Annotated in this window: 12 protein-coding genes; 7 read left to right on the top strand and 5 right to left on the bottom strand. The window is 69.9% G+C overall.

Features of this window, described 5'->3' with window-relative positions; all coding sequences use genetic code 11:
- Nucleotides 1–339 precede the first annotated feature (339 nt).
- The 4 genes from ald to ACLZN2_RS21985 all read right to left on the bottom strand — a co-directional run bounded on the left by ald (nucleotide 340) and on the right by ACLZN2_RS21985 (nucleotide 6,317).
- Entirely contained in the window at nucleotides 340–1,464 is a 1,125-nt protein-coding gene (gene ald / locus ACLZN2_RS22000; RefSeq protein WP_416980636.1) for an alanine dehydrogenase, read from the bottom strand.
- A 171-nt stretch (nucleotides 1,465–1,635) separates the two neighbouring features.
- Nucleotides 1,636–3,720 carry a tetratricopeptide repeat protein gene (locus tag ACLZN2_RS21995; protein WP_416980634.1) on the bottom strand — a complete coding sequence of 695 codons (2,085 nt, stop codon included), beginning with the start codon at nucleotides 3,718–3,720 and terminating at the stop codon, nucleotides 1,636–1,638.
- A 170-nt stretch (nucleotides 3,721–3,890) separates the two neighbouring features.
- Nucleotides 3,891–4,517 (bottom strand): NUDIX domain-containing protein, encoded by a 627-nt coding sequence (locus ACLZN2_RS21990; RefSeq protein WP_416980632.1) that lies wholly within the window; start codon nucleotides 4,515–4,517, stop codon nucleotides 3,891–3,893.
- 90 nt (nucleotides 4,518–4,607) lie between these two features.
- Nucleotides 4,608–6,317 (bottom strand): CTP synthase, encoded by a 1,710-nt coding sequence (locus ACLZN2_RS21985; protein WP_416980770.1) that lies wholly within the window; start codon nucleotides 6,315–6,317, stop codon nucleotides 4,608–4,610.
- Between the two features lie 493 nt (nucleotides 6,318–6,810).
- Between ACLZN2_RS21985 and ACLZN2_RS21980 the strand changes: the two genes are divergently transcribed.
- From ACLZN2_RS21980 to ACLZN2_RS21950, 7 genes are all read left to right on the top strand, one after another.
- Nucleotides 6,811–8,613 carry a glycoside hydrolase family 15 protein gene (locus ACLZN2_RS21980; RefSeq protein ID WP_416980769.1) on the top strand — a complete coding sequence of 601 codons (1,803 nt, stop codon included), beginning with the start codon at nucleotides 6,811–6,813 and terminating at the stop codon, nucleotides 8,611–8,613.
- Nucleotides 8,614–8,864: 251 nt separating this feature from the next.
- Nucleotides 8,865–9,563 (top strand): TnsA-like heteromeric transposase endonuclease subunit, encoded by a 699-nt coding sequence (locus ACLZN2_RS21975; protein ID WP_416980630.1) that lies wholly within the window; start codon nucleotides 8,865–8,867, stop codon nucleotides 9,561–9,563.
- 173 nt (nucleotides 9,564–9,736) lie between these two features.
- The gene (locus tag ACLZN2_RS21970; RefSeq protein WP_416980628.1) at nucleotides 9,737–11,704 is read left to right on the top strand and encodes a Mu transposase C-terminal domain-containing protein; all 1,968 of its coding nucleotides are present in this window, start codon (nucleotides 9,737–9,739) and stop codon (nucleotides 11,702–11,704) included.
- On the top strand, nucleotides 11,691–12,842 hold the full coding sequence (locus ACLZN2_RS21965) for an AAA family ATPase (protein WP_416980626.1): 1,152 nt from the start codon (nucleotides 11,691–11,693) through the stop codon (nucleotides 12,840–12,842). The genes ACLZN2_RS21970 and ACLZN2_RS21965 overlap by 14 nt, the downstream gene beginning before the upstream one ends.
- On the top strand, nucleotides 12,839–14,680 hold the full coding sequence (locus tag ACLZN2_RS21960; RefSeq protein WP_416980624.1) for a TniQ family protein: 1,842 nt from the start codon (nucleotides 12,839–12,841) through the stop codon (nucleotides 14,678–14,680). The genes ACLZN2_RS21965 and ACLZN2_RS21960 overlap by 4 nt, the downstream gene beginning before the upstream one ends.
- Nucleotides 14,681–14,866: 186 nt before the next feature.
- A complete protein-coding gene (locus ACLZN2_RS21955) occupies nucleotides 14,867–16,249 on the top strand; it encodes an FAD-binding oxidoreductase (RefSeq protein ID WP_416980622.1) in 1,383 nt (460 codons plus the stop codon).
- A 50-nt stretch (nucleotides 16,250–16,299) separates the two neighbouring features.
- Entirely contained in the window at nucleotides 16,300–17,979 is a 1,680-nt protein-coding gene (locus ACLZN2_RS21950; protein ID WP_416980620.1) for a PucR family transcriptional regulator, read from the top strand.
- Between the two features lie 4 nt (nucleotides 17,980–17,983).
- Here the strand turns inward: ACLZN2_RS21950 and ACLZN2_RS21945 are convergent, their stop codons facing one another.
- The gene (locus ACLZN2_RS21945; protein WP_416980618.1) at nucleotides 17,984–19,120 is read right to left on the bottom strand and encodes a glycosyltransferase family 4 protein; all 1,137 of its coding nucleotides are present in this window, start codon (nucleotides 19,118–19,120) and stop codon (nucleotides 17,984–17,986) included.
- Nucleotides 19,121–19,180: the final 60 nt, after the last annotated feature.

Here is a 19,180-nt window from a genome sequence, read left to right as displayed (position 1 = left end):
AGCGTGGCACCATGCCGACGGTTGGCGACTCTATGGCGTGTCGGGCGTCCGCAGCAACACAATCCGCCGGACCCGGCCCGATGTGTCGGCAATGAAACATCCCTCTGTCAAGGGCGTACGGCCGTCGCACGGCAGGTTCAACCGGTGTGCGAATCGGTCGAAGGGTTACGTTCGAGGCGAGTTGACCGAGTGCCGCAAAGTGACCATACACACATCCGGCCGGACCTTGTGGGGCAAGGTCCGGCCGTGTCTTCGTCGTTGACGCGCCTTGTTGACGTATCGCCTTTGCGAAAAGGTGACTTAATCGCGGTGCCGGCCGAGGGGGTCCGGCACGCGGGCTCAGCCGAGGAGCTGGTCGAGCTCCGTGTGCTCCAGGCCGTGCGCCTCCGCCACCTCGCGGTAAACGACCTTCCCGTCATGGGTGTTGAGACCCCGGGCGAGCGCGGCGTCGCGGCGCAGCGCCTCCACCCAGCCCCGGTCGGCGAGTTCGACGATGTAGGGCAGCGTGGCGTTGGTGAGCGCGTAGGTGGAGGTGTTGGGGACGGCGCCGGGCATGTTGGCGACGCAGTAGAAGACCGAGTCGTGGACCGGGAAGGTCGGCTCGGCGTGGGTGGTGGGCCGGGAGTCCTCGAAGCAGCCTCCCTGGTCGATCGCGATGTCGACAAGGACACTTCCGGGCTTCATGCGGGACACCAGCTCGTTGGTGACCAGCTTCGGGGCCTTGGCGCCCGGGATGAGGACGGCGCCGATGACGAGGTCGGCCTCGAGGCAGGCCTTCTCCAGCTCGAAGGTGTTGGAGACGACGGTCTGGATCTTCGTGCCGAAGACCTTGTCGGCTTCCTTGAGCTTGTTGATGTCCTTGTCGAGCAGGGTGACGTGGAAGCCCATGCCGATGGCGATCTGGGCCGCGTTCCAGCCGGAGACCCCGCCGCCGATGACGACGGCCTTGCCGGCCGGCACGCCGGGGACACCGCCGGGCAGCACACCGCGGCCGCCGCCGGCCCGCATCAGGTGGTAGGCGCCGACCTGCGGGGCGAGGCGGCCGGCGACCTCGGACATGGGCGCGAGCAGCGGCAGCGCGCGGTTCGGGAGCTCGACGGTCTCGTAGGCGATCGCGGTCGTCCCGGACTCCAGAAGGGCGTCCGTGCACTCCTTGGACGCGGCCAGGTGGAGGTAGGTGAAGAGGGTCTGGTCCTTGCGGAGGCGGTGGTACTCCTCGGCGATCGGCTCCTTGACCTTCAGCAGCAGGTCGGCGGTGGCCCACACCTCGTCGGCCGTCTCCAGGATCCGGGCGCCCGCGGCCACGTACTCCTCGTCGGTGATCGACGAGCCGACGCCGGCGTTGCGCTCGATGACCACCTGGTGGCCGTGGCGCACCAGCTCGTGCACACCGGCGGGGGTGATGGCCACCCGGAACTCGTTGTTCTTGACCTCGCGGGGGATGCCGACCTTCACGTCGATCACGGTCCTTGGCTCAGAGGGGGGTGGGCATAGAGATACATACCCGGATGCAAGGGGTACACCGGGATACACCGCAGGAGAAGGTGCGGCAGAGCCAGTCTAATGAAGGTGTTCCCGCTGTCTAGCCTTTCAATGCATCAATCTTCAGCAGATGCACTACGGATTTCGCAGGCGTTAGGGCTGTGTTCCAGCCGATCGCGGATCCGGCCCCCCGGTCTGGGCCCCCTCGTGGTCGTCCTCATGGTCGTTCCCATGGGCGTCCCGGGGGTCCTCCTCCAGCAGCCGGCCGGCCTCGCCTCGGTGCAGCCGCGCGGCCGTCGGATCGCCCAGGTGGTCCAGGGTGTCGGCGAGCCGCAGCCGCACCGCCGCCTGCAGCCGGGTGTCCTCGGCGCGCCGCGCCCACTCCAGCGCCTCCTCGCAGGTGCGCAGCGATTCCTCGGGCCGCCCCGCGTACTCCTGGACCCGTGCCAGCTCGCTCAACGCCCGCGCGTGGGCGGCCACGTCGCCGTTCTTGCGGTGTCCGGCCGCCGCGGCCCGCCAGGCCCGCTGTGCCTCGCCGTAGCGGCCCGCGTAGGTGTGCGCGGTGGCGATACGGCCGTACAGCCGGGCGGCGTCCGCGCGCTCGTCGCGGGCCAGGCGCTGGGCGAGGGCCCGGCCGAACCAGTCGGCGGCCCGCTCGTAGTCCCCGAGCTCCAGATGCGCGCCTCCTACGGATTCCATCGCGCGGCCGGTCGCATACGGGTCGTGCGCCGCCCGTCCGGCGTCCAGTGCCGCCCGGTAGCGCACCAGGGCCTCGGCCGTGCGCCCGGTCCTGGCGTCGACGTCGGCCAGGTTCAGCAGGGCGGCGGCCTTCTCCCGGGGCAGGTCGCGGCGCTCGGCCACGTCGAGGACGAGCTGGTGGATGCCGTACAGGTCGGACGCGGCCGCCTGGGTGCCGAAGTGCGCGACCATCGTCCTCACCAGCTGGGACATCAGCCTGCGGGCCAGGGTGTCCAGCTCACCGTCCGCGACGGCCGCGCGGGCGGCGGCGAGCAGGGCGGGGCGGCGAGCGGTCAGCCACTCGGCGGCGGCGGCCCGGGTGGGGAAGCGCAGGGCCCGGGGCGTGCCCTGGAGCTTCTCGCGTGCCTGGGGGTTGTCCGGCTCGGTGACGGCCCGGCAGGACTGCAGCAGCCGTACCGTCCGCTCGAACATCCGGGCACGGGCCAGCTGGAGCTCGGCGGGGCGTTCATGGGCCTCGGCGGCGGCGCGCAGCAGGGGGTGCAGGGCGCCGGGGACCTCGTACTCGGGCAGTGGGGAGTCCACGGCCCGCAGCAGGCCGAGGGCGGTGAGGTCGTCCAGGGCGGTCTGCGCGGCGCTCATCGAGCAGCCGGCGAGGGCGGAGGCGGTGTGCGGGTCGACGAGCCCGGCCGGGGCCAAGGACAGCAGGCGCAGGGTGCGGGCGGCGGGGGCGGACAGGGTGGCGTGGACGAGGCCGAAGATCCGGCTGAGCGGGGTCCGCGCGGAGTCCTCGGCGATCTCCGCGTGCAGCTGTTTGGCGAGGTCGGAGACGGCAGCCTGGGGGCGGGCGGCGAGCCAGCCACCGGCCAGGACCAGCGCGGCGGGCTGGCCCTGGCAGATCTCGACCAGGCCCTCGGCGGCGCGCGGGTCGACGGTGATGCGGACCGAGCCGGTGTAGCGGGTGAGGAGGTCGAGGGCGGACTTGGTGTCCAGGCCGCCGAGGGTGCAGGGGCGGACGTCCGCGATGCCGGTGAGGGGGCCCGCGGAGACGGCGACGAGCAGGCATTCCGGGGTGTCCGGCAGCAGCGCGTCGACCTGGTCCGCGCCGGCCGCGTCGTCCAGCAGGATCAGCGCGCGCCGGTCCGCGAGGGCCTCGCGCAGGGTGGCCGCGAGCTCGTCCTCGTCGGCGCCTGCCGGGGTCGGCAGGTCCAGGGCGGTGAGCAGATCGCGGGCGGCGTGCTCGACGGGGACGGGGGTGCCGTCGGGTTCGGCGAGCCGGGTGCGCAGGACGCCGTCGCGGTAGCGGCGGGCGACCTGCCGTACGAGTTCCTCGGCGAGCGCGGTGCGGCCGGAGCCGGGCCGGCCCGCGATGAGGAGCACGCGCGCGCGGGGGGCCTTCTTCCCGGTCAGGGTGTCCAGCCCGGTGCGTTCGATGTCGGCGCGCAGTTCCTTCAACTCCCGGGTCCGGCCCAGGAATTGACCCCGTGTCGCAGCGTGTCCGGACAGCTGTACGCCGCCTGTGTCCACTGCCTGATCCGTCACGGGCCACACTCCCGTCCCACGCGCACGCCTGCCCGCCGGAACTCCGGATCGGGCGATTCCAGAGCCTAGTTCACGCTCTGCGACGTTCCGGGCGCAGGACGGCGGGGCACGGCCACGAGGTCCCCCGATCGGATCAGGCGATCGTCATACCGCAGCGTCCTCGAGGTGGCTCAGGCCTCGAACGGGCGCGCCGGCCACGGCGCCTCCGCGGGACGGAGCGCGTCGAGGCCGTCCCCGCCGCGTGCGGCCACGAACGACAGCACGCCCACGACGAGGCAGTTGTTGTGCACATCGCCGGCGAGAACGGCGCGGACGAGCTCGTCGACCGGCACACGCGCGTGCTCCATGTCGGCCTCCTCGTCCTCCACCTCGAAGCGCTGTCCGTCCGCCTCGGACAGCCCCCGGGCGAGGAAGATCCGTACGGACTCGTCGCAGCCGCCGGGAGTCGTGTACACGTCCGTCAGCACCCGCCAGTCCTCGGCCTTGACGTGCGCCTCCTCGTACAGCTCGCGCTGCGCGGCGTGCAGCGGGTTCTCGCCGGGCACGTCGAGCAGGCCGGCCGGGATCTCCCAGAGCTTGTGCCGTACGGGGTGGCGGTACTGCTTGATGAGCAGCACCCGGTCCTCGTCGTCGAGGGCGAGGACGGCGACGGAACCGGGGTGGACCTGGTAGTCGCGGCGCACCACACCGCCGTCGGGCATGACCACCTCATCCGTGCGGACGGAGGTCTTGTTGCCCACGAACGGGGTCTCCGTGGAGCGGATCTCCCACGCCTCGGGGGTGTCCTTGATCGTCATTGCCCTCTGCCGTCCTTCCACCTGCACGAACGAAAACCGGGGTGCCCACCTTTGAAGGTATGCACCCCGGCCACCGTACAAGCTGGTGTGTTACTTGGAATTCTCCCGCTCGCCCTCGGCCGGCAGCCGCTCGCCCTCGGCCCGCTGCCGCTCGACCGAGGCCTTCACCAGGCCCGCGAACAGCGGGTGCGGGCGCGTCGGCCGCGAGCGCAGCTCGGGGTGCGCCTGGGTGGCGACCAGGTAGGGGTGCACGTCGCGCGGGTACTCGACGTACTCGACGAGCTTGCCGTCCGGCGAGGTGCCGGAGAACAGGATGCCCGCCTTCTTCTCCAGCTCGGCGCGGTAGGCGTTGTTCACCTCGTAGCGGTGCCGGTGCCGCTCCTCGACGTACTCCTTGCCGTCGTAGACCTCACGGACGATGGAGCCCTCCGCCAGCTTGGCCGGGTACATGCCCAGGCGCATCGTTCCGCCCATGTCGCCCTCGCCCGCCACGATGTCGAGCTGCTCGGCCATGGTGGAGATCACCGGGTGCGCGGTGGCCGCGTCGAACTCGGTGGAGTTCGCGTCGCCGATGTCGGCGAGGTTGCGGGCCGCCTCGATCACGATGCACTGCAGGCCCAGGCACAGGCCCAGCAGCGGGATCCTGTTCTCGCGGGCGTAGCGGATCGCGCCGACCTTGCCGAGCACACCGCGGTCGCCGAAGCCGCCCGGGATGCAGATGCCGTCGACGTCGGCGAGCTGGGCCTTGGCGCCGGCCGGGGTCTTGCAGTCGTCGGAGGTGACCCACTTGATCTTCACGCGGGCCTTGTTGGCGAAGCCGCCCGCGCGCAGCGCCTCGGTGACCGAGAGGTAGGCGTCGGGCAGGTCGATGTACTTGCCGACCAGCGCGAGGGTGATCTCGTGGTCGGGGTTGTGGACGCGGTCGAGCAGGTCGTCCCAGGTCGTCCAGTCCACATCACGGAACGGCAGGTCCAGCTTGCGGACGACATAGGCGTCCAGGCCCTCGCCGTGCACGGTCTTCGGGATGTCGTAGATGGACCGCGCGTCCGGGCAGGCCACGACCGCCGCCTCGTCGACGTCGCACATCAGCGAGATCTTGCGCTTGATGGCGGTCGGCACCTCGCGGTCGCAGCGCAGCACGATCGCGTCGGGCTGGATACCGATGTTCCGCAGGGCGGCCACGGAGTGCTGGGTGGGCTTGGTCTTCAGCTCGCCGGAGGGCCCGATGTAGGGCAGGAGCGAGATATGCACCACGAAGACGTTGTCCCGGCCGACCTCGTGCCGCACCTGGCGGACGGTCTCCAGGAACGGCAGCGACTCGATGTCGCCGACCGTGCCGCCGACCTCGGTGATCACCACGTCGACCTCGTCCGTCGCCATCCGGCGGATGCGGTGCTTGATCTCGTTGGTGATGTGCGGGATGACCTGCACGGTGTCGCCCAGGTACTCGCCGCGCCGCTCCTTGGCGATCACCGTCGAGTACACCTGGCCGGTGGTGACGTTCGCCGAGCCGTCGAGGTCGCGGTCGAGGAAGCGCTCGTAGTGGCCGATGTCCAGGTCGGTCTCGGCGCCGTCGTTGGTGACGAACACCTCACCGTGCTGGAAGGGGTTCATCGTGCCCGGGTCGACGTTCAGATACGGGTCGAGCTTCTGCATCACGACACGCAGACCGCGCGCCTTGAGCAGCATGCCCAGGCTGGAGGCGGTCAGACCCTTGCCGAGAGAGGAGGCGACACCCCCGGTGACGAAGATGTGCTTGGTCGTCGTAGCTGTGCCATTTCGAAAAGCAGCCGGTGGCATGGCCAAGAGGGGGCTCCCGTGGTCGCGGTCTGGGGTCGCTGCGGTTCGGGGGTTTCGAGCCCACCGGTCCACGGGCTACCAGGGTATCAGCGCCTCGACGGGATGGCTTCCGGCCACGCTCCGCACACGCGCCGACACCGGACGCGCCATGCGCGCGAGCCGGGCAGACTACTTCTTACGGGCTTCACACCGGTGGCTCACCCGTTCGGCGGACGCACGTTGCCCGGAGCGACACACAGATCATCTACGTGCGTCGTATCCTGCTCGGACACTCGCTGCCGAGCCCGGCCGGCAAGACGGCACACCCCAGCCCGTATCCACCGGAACAACGAGAGCTCGTCAGTTCGTTGAGCAAGAATTGGCGTTTTGCCCATACGGCGATGCGTTTGCTTTGCTTCATCGCTCAACGACGCATTACAACACCCCCTTGACCGTACTAGCGACAGCCCCCCGTTCGCGTGGGGGTGACGTGGCCGTTCGACTGGAGTTGCACGTGGCCGGGCGCATCGAAGACTACGCACTCATCGGAGACATGCAGACCGCTGCCCTGGTCTGCCGTGACGGGACAGTGGACTGGCTGTGCCTGCCCCGCTTCGACTCGCACGCGATCTTCGCAGGTCTGCTCGGCACAGAGGAACACGGCTTCTGGCGCCTTGGCCCGGCCCACCCCTCCGACGCTCAGCCGCCCGCGGCCGCCCGGCGCACCTACCGCGGCGACTCGCTGATCCTGGAGTCCGAGTGGGACACTCCGCGCGGCACGGTCCGGATCACCGACTTCATGCCTCCGCGCGACGGCGCGCCCCAGCTGATCCGCATCGTCGAGGGCGTCACGGGCCGCGTCCCGATGCGCTCCACCCTGCGCATGCGCTTCTCCTACGGCCGTGTCGTCCCCTGGGTGCACAAGCACGACGGCCGCACGGTCGCCGTCGCGGGCCCGGACTCGGTGTGGTTCGACACCACCGCCGAGACCTACGGAAAGTCGCTGACCACGTACGCGGACTTCACGGTCGCCCCCGGTGACCGCATCGCCTTCACGGTCTCCTGGCAGCCCTCGCACAAGGAGCCGCCGCCGCTGCCGGAGCCGGAGCAGTCGCTGGAGGCGACGGAGGAGTTCTGGCGCGAGTGGGTGGAGCACTGCACCTACCACGGCCCGTACCGCGAGGCGGTGATCCGTTCCCTGATCACCCTCAAGGCCCTCACCTACGCCCCCACCGGCGGCATCGTGGCGGCCCCGACCACCTCCCTGCCCGAGGACATCGGCGGCGTCCGCAACTGGGACTACCGCTACACCTGGCTGCGCGACGCGGCGATCACCCTCTCCTCGCTGCTGCGCACCGGCTACCGCGAGGAGGCCCGCGCCTGGCGCGAGTGGCTGCTCCGCGCGGTCGCCGGCGACCCGGAGAACCTGCAGATCATGTACGGCATCGCGGGCGAGCGCGAGCTGGGCGAGGCCGAGCTGGACTGGCTGCCCGGCTACGAGAACTCCGCCCCGGTCCGGGTCGGCAACGGCGCGGCGCACCAGCTGCAGCTGGACGTCTACGGCGAGGTCACCGAGGCCCTGCACCTCGGCCACATGACGGGCCTCGCCCGCAACGACTACGCCTCGCTGCTCCAGCTCAAGCTGATCCGCTACCTGGAGAAGCACTGGGACACGCCCGACGAGGGCATCTGGGAGGTGCGCGGCCCGCGCCGCCACTTCGTGCACTCCAAGGTCATGGCCTGGGTCGCCGTCGACCGCACCATCAAGCTCATCGAGTCCGGCGACGCCGACGGCCCGCTGGAGCGGTGGCGCGAGCTGCGCGACGACATCCACCGGGACGTGTGCGAGAAGGGCTACGACAAGGAACGCAACACGTTCACCCAGTCCTACGGCTCCAGGGAGCTGGACGCGTCGCTGCTCCTGATCCCCCAGATGGGCTTCCTGCCGCCCGACGACAAGCGGGTCATCGGCACCATCGAGGCGATCCAGCGCGAGCTGTCCACCCCGGACGGCTTCATCCTGCGCTACCCGACCCAGGGCGACGACGAGGGCGTCGACGGCCTGCCCGGCGACGAGGGCGCGTTCCTCGCCTGCTCGTTCTGGATGGCGGACGACCTGGCGATGATCGGCCGTGTGGACGAGGCCCGCAAGCTCTTCGAGAAGCTGCTCTCCCTGCGCAACGACCTCGGCCTCCTCGCCGAGGAATGGGACCCCCGCCTCAAGCGCCAGGTCGGCAACTTCCCCCAGGCCTTCAGCCACGTGCCACTGATCGACACGGCCCTGCGCCTGACGGCTTCGGGGGCTTACGGAGGCTGAAGCGCTGTGGGATCCCGTTCCCCGTGTCGGATTCCGCGCGGGGATGTCGTAGCCGTGTCGGATACGACAGGTGAGCGGGATTCATGCCTCTAACTCAAGCAGTTCCACTCTTCGTGTACCAGGCCGTCCCGGTCGTCATCAACGCAGACGACCGGGGCATGCCAGCAGCGTTCGGCGGCCGATCAAGCCGCCTTGGAGAACGCAAGGCTGGGGGTCCGGTGAGCGCAACAGATCTGGCTACGTCGGTACAGGTGAGTGTCCGGCAGACCGACGAGTGTGTGGTGGAGGACTTGGAGTGGGCGTCCGCGCCCCTCGATCTCCTGCGGCACGCACAGCCGTGGCGGACTTTCCGCTGGTACAAGGGCCAACAGCACTACTCGGGGACGTACTGGGCGGCGACGGTACGCGACCACGTGATCTACGAGTCGCGGCTGGAGCTGGCCCGGCTGCTGTTCGCGGACTTCGCGCCGGACGTCCGGCATGTCGTCGCTCAACCGTTCCTACTCAAGGCCGTGGCTGAGGGCAGGATGCGGCGGCACATCCCGGACTATCTGCTGCTGACCGATGACGGGCCGGTGGTCGTGGACGTCAAGCCGCGGCATCGGCTGGAACGGCCGAAGGTCGCGTTCACGTTCGCGTGGACGCGTGCGGTGGTCGCCTCCCGCGGGTGGCGTTACGAGGTCTGGAGTGAACCGGATCCTCATGAGCTGGAGAACGTGCGCTTTCTCGCCGGCTACCGCAGGGACTGGCTGTTCGATCCGGGCCTCTTGGACGGTCTGAGGGCCTGTGAGCTGGAGGGACGCTCGCTGGGCGAGGCTTTCCGGCTGCTGCCCGACTGCCCCCGGCCGCTGGTGAAGTCGGCGGTGCTGCACCTGCTGTGGTCTGGGCACGTGACGACCGAGCTGGACCGGCCGCTCAGCTCTGGGCACGTGCTGAGGAGGGCCGCATGAGCGGGGCGGGAACGCGGCTCGGGGTCGGCACACGTTTTCGGCTCGACGGCGAGACGGCCGAGGTCGTGGAGTTCGCGAGCCTGGCCACGGGCATGGAGGTCATCCTCAAGGACGCCCGTGACCGGCTGGTGCGGATGTCGGTTCGGGAACTGCTGACCTCGGACCGGGCTGAGGTGATCGCCGAGGACCGGGGGCCGGCCGCCGACGATGGGGACCTGGTCTCCGTGGTTCTGGCCCGGCTGACCAAGGAGGAACGCAAGGACGTGCTGGAACGGGCCGAGCACGTCCGGGAGACGCTGACGGGTTACCGCTCGGGTTCCGAGGAATTGGCGAGGCCCGGTGAACCGCGGCCTGAGTACGCTCCCGGCCTTTCGCTGGGGAAGCGGTATGCGGCCAAGGCGTCCGAGCTGGGTGTGACCGTGCGGTCGGTGGAGCGCTGGGCACGCGCGTTCCTTGAGAGCGGTGAGGTGGGGCTCGTCCCGAAGAAGGCTCAGGCGGAGGGCGGTCTTTCTCATGCCGATCCGCGCTGGGTGGAAGTGGCTGAAGAGGTTCTGGGCGAGTACGAGGAGGAGTCCCGGCCCTCGATCAAGCTCGTGCTGGAGCGGGTGGAGGCCCGGCTGGAGGAGCGTTTCGGACCCAAGGTGGTGCCGCTGCCGAAGCGGACGGCGGGCTATCGGTGGATGCACGAGCTTGATCGGCGTCATCCGACGTTCCGGCTGAGTACGAAACGCAACCGTGAGATCGCGGCTCGTCCCGCTGGTGTCTACGGGAAGCTGCGGCCCACCCGGCCGGGCGAGTACGTGCTGATGGACACCACGCGGCTGGATGTCTTCGCCTTCGACCCGGTGACGCTGAAGTGGGTGCAGGCGGAGCTGACAGTCGCGATGGACTGGTACACCCGCTGCATCACCGGCATCCGCGTCACGCCGGTGTCGACGAAGGCCGTCGACGCGGCGGCCGTCCTGTTCCAGACCTACCGGCCCCGGCCCGTGCCTGAGAACTGGCCGAAGGAAGCGGCCTGGCCCGATCACGGGATCCCCCGCGGTGTCCTGGTGGATGCCGAGGCGGTCCATGGCCCCGTCACGGGGGCCGTCGGCCCGGCACTGGCGGCGGAGACGGTCATCGTCGACCACGGCAAGATTTATCTCTCTGCCCACCTGACCAGCGTCTGCCGCCGGATGGGCATGTCGATCCAGCCAGCCCGGCTACGGACGGGCCGGGACAAGGGCCCGCTGGAGAGATTTTTCAGGACCGCGCGGGAAGACGTGCTGCAACTGCTGCCAGGCTACAAGGGACCCGACATCCATTCGCGGGGACTCAACCCCGAAAAAGATGCCTTCTTCTTCCTCCACGAGCTTGAGGCGATCATCCGTGAGTGGGTGGCCTGTGTGTATCACCGCAGGCCACACAGCGGTCTCGTCGATCCGCACCTACCGAGTGTGGACCTGTCGCCGGCGGCGATGTTCGAGCACGGGCTCGCGCGGGCCGGCTACATCGAAGTGCCACGTGATCCGGATCTCGCCTACGAGTTCCTGGACGTCACGATGCGGACCGTCCAGCACTACGGCGTTGAGATCAAGGGACGCCGCTACGACGGCCCGGGTCTCGACGGCCTGCGGGACATGGCCGGATCGGACATCTCGCTGTCCCAGCGGCGGCTTGAGTTCTTCGCCGACCCCGATGACGTCACCCGCGTCTACTTCCGCGACGCGGAGCGAAAGTGGCACACACTGCGCTGGGAACACGCGCCAAGTCTCCAGATGCCGCTGAGCGAGGAAGCTTTGCAGTTCGCCCGGCGCCTGGCCGCGAAGCAGTACACCTACCCCAACGACCGGCTCGCCGTCGCACTGCTGCTGGAGCGGTGGAATCTCGGGCTCGGCAATTCCCTGGTCGAGCGGCGCATGGCCCTGCGGCTCTCCCGCGAACAGGCCGCCGTGGACCTGCCCAAGGACGAAGTCTCCGAAGCCGACGTCCTGCCGTCGGTCGCCCGCGTGCTGTCCCTTCCCGAACAGTCCTCGGCGCCAGCCATCGAGACGGGCGAGGCCGAGCAGGGGGACGACGACGCGGACGGCCTGGAGGAGTTGGACGAAGAACTCGACTTCTACGCCACGGCTTTGAAGGACGTCGATGACGATGAATAAGACAGCCCGGGCTCTGGCCGAGGAAGCCGATCTGCGCTCCCGGCTGGACCACCTCACGCTGTCCCGCAAGGAAGGCTTCGGCCGCTTCGCCAACGCCCCGCGCCGGGTCCGCCCTGAGCTGCTGTCCCGCCGGCAGCTGAAGAAGCTGTGTGAGGAGGCGCTCGCCGAATACAACCGCACCCGCCGCAGGTGGCACGCGAATCTCGGCCCGCTGGACACCCCGCAGATGAAGGCACTGCACGAAGACCTGTGGGACATCTTCGACAGCAACGACCAGGAGGGTGACAAGGTCAAGGGCGGGATCGCCCTCGACGCCTTCCCCGGTCTGGGCAAGACCACCGCCGTGCTCGCCTTCGCCCGCAAGCTCCACCGCCGCATCATCAAAGAAGAAGGCGAATACACCGACGACGGTCACGAGCGCTGGCCGGTATGCCGCGTCGGCTTGACGAGCAACACCGGAATGCGCGATTTCAACCGGGCCATTCTGGAATACTTCAGCCACCCCGGCCGTCACCGCGGCACGACAGCAGAATTCGGATACCGGGCACTCGATTCCGTTCTGTCCGCGGAGACAAAACTACTGATCGTGGACGATTTGCACTTCCTGAAGTGGCGGAACAAGAGCGGTATCGAGGTCAGCAACCACTTCAAATACATCGCCAACGAGTTCCCGGTGACCCTGCTGATGGTGGGCGTCGGCCTGGAAAACCGGGGCCTGTTCAGCGAGGGAGCAAGCCACGAAGACGCGGTCCTCGCACAGACCGGACGCCGCACAACCCGCCTGGGCATGGAACCGTTCGACATCAAGACCGAGAAGGGACGCTGCGGCTGGCGCGACACCCTCCTCGCGATCGAGGAACGCGTCATCCTCGCGAACAAGTACCCCGGCATGATCGCGGACGACCTGTCCGACTATCTCTTCGCCCGCAGCACCGGACACATCGGCTCGCTCATGACGCTCGTCAACCGCGGCTGCCAGAGAGCCGTACGCACCGGCGCCGAGCGCCTAGACACGAAGCTGCTGGACCAGGTGAAAAACGACGCCGCTTCCGAACGGGCCCGACAGGAGTACCACGACGCCCTCGACGCCGGCCGGCTCGTCAGCCGCCCTGGGCAGAACCGGAAGCAGACGTCTTGAGCGAACTCCGCACCCTGGCGATCCGCGTTATCCCGCAGCCCGGCGAGAGCCTGGACAGCTGGCTGGAGGCCCTCGCCCGCCGCTCCTGGACTTCCCTGTCCGCCCTCGTGGACGCACTGAGCCTGCCCATGGCCGAACGGACCCACTACCTCCTCGTCGGACTGAGCACCCCACAGCTGCAGAGCCTGGAGAAGCAGCTTGTGCTGCCTGCTGGCCTGCTCGACCAGGCCGTCGTGCCAGCAGACATCTTCGGCCACCGTGCACCACACTGGCGGTTCTGTCCGCAGTGCTTGGGCGAGATGCAAGGTCGCTGGCCCACACGCTGGTGGCTGCCTTGGTCCTTCGCCTGCACGAAGCATCACGCGCTCCTGCACAATGTTTGCCCGAGCTGCTGCAAAGAGCCTCGTGAGTTCCTGCCCAGGCCGGTGCACCTACACCCCCCAGAACACTGCATGCGCCGAACCGGCCGACGAAGCATTTGTGGCACCAACCTGACCGCCGCACCTCTCTTGGACTTCGACCCACAACATCCTCTGCTCCAGGCCCAACACAAACTCGACTCCCTCTCCATTGATAGACATATGAGCGCCGAGTCAGTCTTTGCAGCGGTGGACACTCCCTTCTCCACACTTGTGCAGTCGCTATCACTCTCAGACCTTCAAAGCATGAGCGAAATCTCCCAGAGATCTTGGGAAAGGTCACACAAAGAGGCCACCAGCCCGACGTCGCCGTTTGGCAGCTGGCGCATCCGCGAACGAGGACGCCGACTCCTCACCCCCGATTTCCTGCACCGCGAGTACACGACAAAGAAAAAGACTCTCCGCGGAATCGCCGAAGAGTATGACTTGTCAGCGAAGCAAGTGATCTTGCGTGCACGAGAGCTCGATATGGAGATCTATCACGGAAACCGGCCGCAGCCGATCGATGACGACTGGCTGCGACAGCAGTATCTCCTCAGGGTCCGCACCGCTGAAGATATCGCCCAAGATGTCGGGGTTAGCGCCAACGCCATTCTCAACCGGCTCGAAAAGCTCGGCATCCCTCGCCGCCCTATGGGCGTTCACAGTCGGCCCGCCCTGACGGCGAAACTCGACGAATCAGTGCCGCTCGATATTAGGTCAGCAGTAGAGGGAACCTTGCATGGCTGGCTTCGACTGCGTCGTTTTCAGATCTGCATGGCTTTCCCTACCGCCACAACTGCGGCTACATACCTTGGGGTTACGCAGTCCGTTCTCGCTCTACAGCTCGACCAACTGGAACGCGACATCGGAGCTCGGCTCTTCCACCGACCTGGCCGCCACAGACCCCAGCGACCAACCAACCGCGGGACGATGCTCTTGCAACATCTCAAGGGCAGTCACGTCCAGGAACTCATGCGTCACAGCCTCGGTTCCACCATAGAACCCATGCCAGGGCGAGATGTCCTGACTTCTGCAGCCAGAACCGTTGACGGCGCACACGCAGCACTGACCACTCTGCACCCGGACACGCCAATTCGGCATCTGAGCATCCCTATGCCCCTGCAGCCGCTCCTGCACCACCTACTGGCTGCCGGCGAGCAGGAAACTTACGCAGCCCGGATCCACACCGCCACCGGAATTCCATTCAATACCGTCTACAAGCAGCTCAAGCGCCTGGAAGCAGCCGGCTGGCTCACAAGCCGCCTCGAATCCCGGGCCGAACGGCCAGGCTCCGCACGCCGACGCACCTACTACTCGCTGACCGCGGCGGCGCACCGAGCCTCAGCCCGCCTTCCGCTCGGCGACTCCCGTGACTCTGAGGAAAACGACAGGGCCACGGGACGAAGCCACCGACACAACAGTGGAAATGGCTCATGAAACCCCAGCTCAGGCGACCTAACGACGCACCAGGCATCGGAAACCTACAAGCGCCCCAAAGGGGCGCGGGGAACTGCGCGATCAGCCACAACGGCGCCGCAGACGGGCGACGACGCATCGCGGCCCTCCCAGCGGAGCGCCTACGCTGGGAAGGTCATACTGCCCCTGCGCGAAAGGGGGCGCCCCATGGCCTCCCCCTCGAAAGCCGGCGCAGCCCTCACCGCGCTGCGCGAGGAACTGTCGGGCGACGTGTTCGCCCCGGACGACCCGGGCTACGACGAGGCCCGCACGGTCTTCAACGCGATGATCGACCGACGCCCGGCGGTGATCGCCCAGTGCGTGGACGAGGCGGACGTCGTACGGACGGTCCGCTTCGCCCGTGACCTGGATCTGAAGATCGCGGTGCGCGGCGGCGGGCACAGTGTGTCGGGCCAGGCGCTGGGCGACGGAGCCGTGGTGGTGGATCTGCGGCACATGCGGTCCGTCACCGTCGACCCCGCGGCCGAGGCGGTACGGGTCGCGGGTGGCGCCACCATGAGCGACCTGGACCGTGCCTGCGAGCCCTTCGCCCTCGCCACGACCGGCGGCCGGGTCTCCACCACCGGTGTCGGCGGCTTCGTCCTGGGCGGCGGCAGCGGCTGGCTGGACCGCCGCTGCGGCCTCGCGGTCGACAACCTGCTCGGCGTCAAACTCGTCACCGCCGACGCCGAGCAGGTCCACGCCAGCGCCGACGAACACCCCGACCTGTTCTGGGCCCTGCACGGCGGCGGAGGAAACTTCGGCGTCGCCACCGCGCTCACCCTGAAGCTGTACGAGCTGCCCGAGTTCTCCATCGCGATGCTGCTGTACCTCCCGGAGTACGGCCCCGAGGCCGTGCGCACCTACCGCGACCTGATCGAGCCGGCTCCCGACGAGGCGAGCGGCGCGGTTCTGTTCCTCACCGGCCCGCCCGAGGATTTCGTACCACCCCACCTGGTGGGCCACAAGGTGTGCGCGGTGCTGCTGACGTACGCCGGCGCCGAGGAGGACATGCGCAAGCTGGCCCAGCCGCTGCTCGCGCTGCCGCACGAGACGGAGATCGTCGGGGCGATGCCGTACGCGGACGTCCAGTGCATGATCGACGATCCGCCCGGGATGCGTAACTACTGGTCGGCGGAGTATCTGACGGGTGCTCCGGACGACTTCGTGGACGCCTACTGCGCTCTCGCGGAATCCGTGCCCGTGCCGACGGGCACCCAGCATCTGCTGTGGCCGCAGGGCGGCGCGATCGCCGGCGGGCCACACGAGTACCCGGTGCCGTACCGGGACGCGGCCTGGGTCGTGCATCCCTTCGGGGTCTGGGAGGACCCGGCGGACGACGAGCGCTGTGTGCGGTGGGTGCGCGACGTACGCGCCGGTGTCCGCCCGTGGAGCACGGGTGACGTCTACCTCAACTTCATCGGCGACGAGGGCACCGACCGGGTTGTCGCCGGCCTCGGCGCGGAGAACGCGCGGCGGCTCGGGGACGTCAAGCGGCACTACGACCCCGACAACGTCTTCCGCTTCAATCACAACATCAAGCCCACCTGACCGGCCGCTCGGCTGTCTGCCGGGGCGTCCTCGCAGGTAGCGTCCGCTGCATGGACAGCCGTACGGACCATCGACCCGACAGCCAGGACGCCGGCATCACCGTGCGGCGGGCGCTGGAGCTGCCCGGCCTGCGCAGTGGACTGCCCGAGGTCCTCGCGGGCGCCGACCGGCTGGGGCGGACCGTGCGCTGGGTGCACGCGGGCGAGGTCCCGCACATCGCCTCCCTGCTCAAGGGCGGCGAGCTGCTGCTGACGACGGGCTACGGCCTCGGTACCCGGCCGGCCGAGCAGCGGGCGTTCGTGCGGACCCTCGCCGAGCGGGGCATCGCGGCCCTGGTGATCGAGCTGGGCCCGCGCTTCACCCGGCTGCCCGCGACCCTCGTGGAGACGGCGCGGGTGAACGGCCTGCCGCTAGTGCAGCTGCACCGCGAGGTGCCGTTCGTGACGGTCACGGAGGAGATCCACACCGAGATCGTCAACGGCCACTACGCGCTGCTCCAGCGCGCGGAGGAAGTGCACCGCCGCTGCACCGAGGCGCTGCTGGGCGGTGGCGGGATCCCGCAGGTGCTGGGCATCCTGGCCGACTTCGGCGGCAACCCGGTGTTCCTGGAGACGACGGACGGCCAGCTGCTCTACGCCGCCGGGGAAGGACCGGAGGGGGCGGATCCGCTCCAGGTGTGGGAGGGGCTGCGCGGCCCGCGCAAGGAAGTGCCGCCGCCCGCCGGTTCGGTACTGGTGGACGTGCCCGGGGGCGGGCCGGGGGCGGGTTCGGTCCGCGCCCGGCTCGTACTGCTGCCCGTGCGCGGCCCGCTCGCTCCGGTGCACCGGATGGCCGCCGAGCGGGCCGCGGGGATCCTGGCCGTGGTGCTGATGCAGGCGCGCCAGGAGGAGGAGCTGGCGGCGCGTGGCCGGGGCGACTTCCTGACCGATCTCGCCGAGGGCCGGATCACGGCGGAGGACGCTCCGGCACAGGCCCGCGTGCTCGGCTTCAAGCCCGGTGCGGGCCCGCTGCTGCCGGTCGTCATGCGGGTGGGCGAAGCTCCCCCACTCTCGGCTTCGCTCGAGCGGGGGGACCCCCACGCCCCCGGCGGCGGCTGGGCGGTGCTGGCCCGCGCGGTCGCGGAGGAGCTGGCGTCGGTGGGCGTGCCGGTGCTCCTCGGCGTACGGCCGGTGGAGGGCCGCGTGCCGCTCCTGGTGGGCCTGCGGTCGGAGCCGGAGCGGTCGGCCGTCGCGGACCGGGTCGCGGCGGCGCTGCGGGCCGGGGTGGAGCGGGCCGGGATGCAGCGGCCGGGCGCGCCGCCACCGATCGTGGTGGTCGGCGTCGCGGGCGGCTGGGCGGCGGCCTCGGCGGGCCTCCGGCACGCGGCGGAGGCGGCGACCGCCGCCCAGGGCCTGTCGGACCGCCCCTGGTACGACGCCCGCCGCCTCGACATCGACCTGCTGCTGTGGCGGCTGCGCGACCACCCGGACCTGGCGGCCTTCGTGGACCGCGCGATCGGCCCGGTCCGCGACCACGACCGCCGCTCCAAGCCGCCCCTGCTGCCCACCCTGGAGACCTATCTGGCCCACGCGGGCCGCAAGGCGGAGACGGCCCGCGAGCTGCACCTCAACCGCCAGACGCTCTACAACCGCCTCGCCCGCATCGGCGAGCTGCTCGGCACCGACCTGGACGACCCGCAGACGGTCCTGGCCCTCAGCCTGGCCCTGCGCGCCCGCCGGCATCTGCCGTAGGGCGTCAGATCATCGGCAGAGGCTGCGTCAGCTCGTCGTACACACTCAGCACCTGCGCGACGGTCTCGTCCTCGGTGGGCCAGGTGGCCGCCTGACGCCGGCCCAGGTCCCGCAGCCGCTCGCGCCGTTCCGCATCGCCGAGCAGGCGTACGACGGCCTCGGCGAAGGCCTGCGCATCGCCGGGCGGGACGAGTTCGGCCGCGTCGCCGACGAGTTCGCGGATCCCGCCGGCCTGGGCGGCGACGAGCGGCACGCGCGCGTGGAGGGCCTCTTGCGCCAGGACCGACCGGGCCTCCTCGCCTCCCGGCAGCAGCGCGAGATCGGCGGCGGCGAGCAGCGCGCCGACGTCGTCGCGCCGCCCGAGCAGCCGCACCGGCAGCTCCTCGTCCTCGATACGGCGCTGCAGCGCCGGCCGCATCGGGCCCTCCCCGGCGATGACCACCAGCGGCACGGGATCCAGCCGGCACCACGCGTGCGTGGCGTCCAGCAGCAGGTCGTAGCCCCGGTGCCGGTCCAATGATCCGACGGCCATCAGCAACGGACGGCCGATCGCGCCGAGTTCGGCCCGCACCTTGGGACGCGGCTGCTCGGCGTCCTCGGGCTCCTCGACCCGACCGGCCGCGCCGGGTCCGGGCAGCGCCACACCGGCGAGCCGGGCGTCCTTGGCGCCGGTCCGGCGCGCCCGGTCGACGAGGTCGGAGGTGGTGCCCAGCACGACGGCAGCCGCCCTCGCCACCCGCCGCTCCAGCAGCCGCAGCAGATGGGCGCGGGCGCCGTCGGCACGCGCCCGGCTGTGCCAGGTGACGACGAGCGGGGTGCGGCGCCCGCCGAGCGCGAGGACGGCGCGGAACGAGGCGTGCAGCCCGTGCGCGTGGACCACGTCGGCGTCCGTGCAGGCCGCCCGCAGCGCCGCCACCGACCCCGGGTCGCTGCTGCGCGGTACGTGCACGTGTTCGGCGCCGGCGCCCGTGAAGTCGTAGAGGCGCTCGGCCTCGGACGGGGCGCACACCGTCACCCGCACGCCCCGCGCGACAAGCCCCGCGGCCAGGGAGCGCACGTGCGCGCTGCTGCCGGCGTTGCCGCCGCCCAGCACCTGCACGGTGCGCAGCGGCGACTGGCCGTGCGGTGCGTGGCTGCTCACGTGGCCGGGGCTCCTGGGTTCGGCGTCGGACGGTCACGAAGGAACGTACTGGGGACCGGC

The sequence above is a fragment of the Streptomyces sp. T028 genome, assembly GCF_048159505.1.
Classification (GTDB): Bacteria; Actinomycetota; Actinomycetes; order Streptomycetales; family Streptomycetaceae; genus Streptomyces.
Note: the sequence above shows the minus strand (reverse complement) of the source record. Positions and strands in the feature narration are given on the sequence as shown.